At 64.4% G+C, this 2,207-nt stretch carries 2 protein-coding genes; both read left to right on the top strand.

Translation table 11 applies throughout. The features are described 5' to 3' along the window. The first annotated feature begins 74 nt into the window (after positions 1-74). A complete protein-coding gene (gene istA, locus NKH93_RS34155) occupies positions 75-1,364 on the top strand; it encodes an IS21 family transposase (protein WP_352976392.1) in 1,290 nt (429 codons plus the stop codon). Further along, a partial coding sequence (gene istB, locus NKH93_RS34150) for an IS21-like element helper ATPase IstB (RefSeq protein WP_352976389.1) occupies positions 1,364-2,207 on the top strand: 844 nt, incomplete at its 3' end. The genes istA and istB, both read left to right, overlap by 1 nt.

The raw sequence follows: 2,207 nt of genomic DNA, 5'->3' as shown, positions 1-2,207 counted from the left end.
TGTCGGGCGAATTGAGAAACTGACCCCCTGACGAAATGAAGAACTGACCCCCTCGGTTATGAGAGGAGGCATGGATGACGGTTGAGATTTCGGCGATTCCTGCATTGTCGAGAACGATGCAGGGAGAGGAGATGCTTCAGCCTGAAGAAGTGGCAGCGATGCTGCGGCTGCATGAGCTTGGCTGGGGAGCGAAGCGGCTGGCGAAGGAATTCGGGTGCGCGCGCAACACGGTGCGTCGGTATCTGCGCGAGGGCGGGACTGTTCCGTTTCGCAAGCCTGTGCGGCGGAGCGCGTTTGATGGGCTAGACGATTGGCTGCGGGAGCGCTTCTTCCGCCATGGTGGCAACGCCGATGTGGTGCGCCAGGAACTGGAGAGCGAACACGGGCTCGTCATAGGGCTTCGGTCGGTGGAGCTTCGGGTGCAGGGTTGGCGTCGGGAGTTGAGGGTGCAGAAGCGCGCGACGGTTCGGTTTGAGACGGCGCCGGGACATCAAATGCAGATCGACTTTGGCGACACGCGGGCGTGGATCGGCGGCGAGCGTGTTCGGGTGCACCTGTTTGTGGCAACGCTGGGTTACTCGCGTCGGCTGCATATCCGTCCCTCGCTTCGGGAGCGCCAGGCGGACTGGTTGGAGGGGATGGAAGGAGCCTTCCTTCGCTTCGGCGGGGTTCCAACGGAAGTGCTGTTCGATAATCCGAAGGCGCTGGTCGAACATCACGATGCGGCGACGCGGGAGGTGCGCTTCAATGTGCGGCTGCACGCCTTTGCCCGCTACTGGGGATTTACGCCACGGGCTTGTGCGCCCTACCGGGCGCGTACGAAGGGAAAGGACGAACGCGGGGTCGGCTACGTCAAGCACAATGCGATTGCTGGCCGCCGGTTCGAGAACTGGGCGGCGTTCGAGGCGCATCTGGACCGGTGGACGCGCGAGATTGCCGATCAGCGTGTGCATGGCACGACCGGCGTGGCTCCTGCGGAACGCTTTGCCGAAGAGGCCGTGGCGCTTCGCCCTCTGGGCGGACGGGCGCCGTTCGGGCAGCTGCGGGATCTCGTGCGCAAGGTCCAGGCAGATTGCGCAATCGACCTGGACACGAACAGTTACTCGGTTCCCTGGCGGCTGATCGGGGAGAGCGTCCAGGTCGTGGTGCTGGGCGGCCGCGTTATCGTGCGTCATGCGGGCGAGGTGGTGGCGGATCATGCCTTGTGCCGCGGACGTCGCCAACGGATTGTCGAGCGCGCGCATCTTGCCGGCGTGGTCGGCGCTGCTGCGCCGGTGCAATCGGCGCCGGCGGATATTGTTGCGCCTTCCGCTCTGTTGCGGCCGCTGGCCGAATATGAGGCACTGGTGGGAGGCAGCTGGTGATGACGACGGTCGATCACGAGATGCTGGTGGCTCAGCTCGACCGGCTGAAGCTGACCGCGATCCGGGACCAGCTCGATACGCTCCTGGACGAAGCGGCGCGTTCGCAAATGACCTTGCGCGAGGCTTTGGCCTTCCTCGTGACGCGCGAGATCGCGCGGCGCGACGAGCGGCGCATCTCCATGGCAGGCAAGATCGCGCAGTTCCCGTTTGTGCGCGAACTCGATGGCTTCGACTTCGACGCGCAGCCGTCGCTGGATCAGCGCCAAGTCCGGGAACTGGCGACCTGCCGCTGGATTGCCCATGGCGACACGGTCCTGTTCCTTGGACCTCCGGGTACGGGCAAGACACATCTGGCGGTGGCTCTCGGGCGCGAGGCGATCCGGCAAAACCATAGCGTCCAGTTCGTCACGGCGGCCACGCTCGTGGCGATGCTGGCCAAGGCCCATGACGACGGTTCACTCGAAAAGCAACTGACGACCCTGTCGCGGCCGAAACTGCTGATCATCGACGAGCTCGGCTATCTCCCGTTCGAAGCCAATGCCGCACATCTGTCTTTCCAGCTGGTGTCGCGGCGTTATGAGCGGGGATCGATCCTGATCACCTCAAACCGCTCGGTGGGCGAATGGGGCAGCGTGTTTGGCGATCCCGTGGTGGCAACGGCGATCCTTGATCGCCTGCTTCATCATTCGACAGTGATAACCATCCGTGGCGACAGCTACCGGCTTCGCGAAAAGCGGGGGGGGGGGGGGCGGGGGGGTGGTGGGGGGAGCGCCCCCCCCCCCACCCCCACCCCAAAAAAAAAACGACGGTGGATAAAAAATAGTGAGGGCGGGGGGGGGCTCG

It is taken from the genome of Mesorhizobium sp. M0954, assembly GCF_040319155.1.
Taxonomy (GTDB): domain Bacteria; phylum Pseudomonadota; class Alphaproteobacteria; order Rhizobiales; family Rhizobiaceae; genus Mesorhizobium.
Note: the sequence above shows the minus strand (reverse complement) of the source record. Positions and strands in the feature narration are given on the sequence as shown.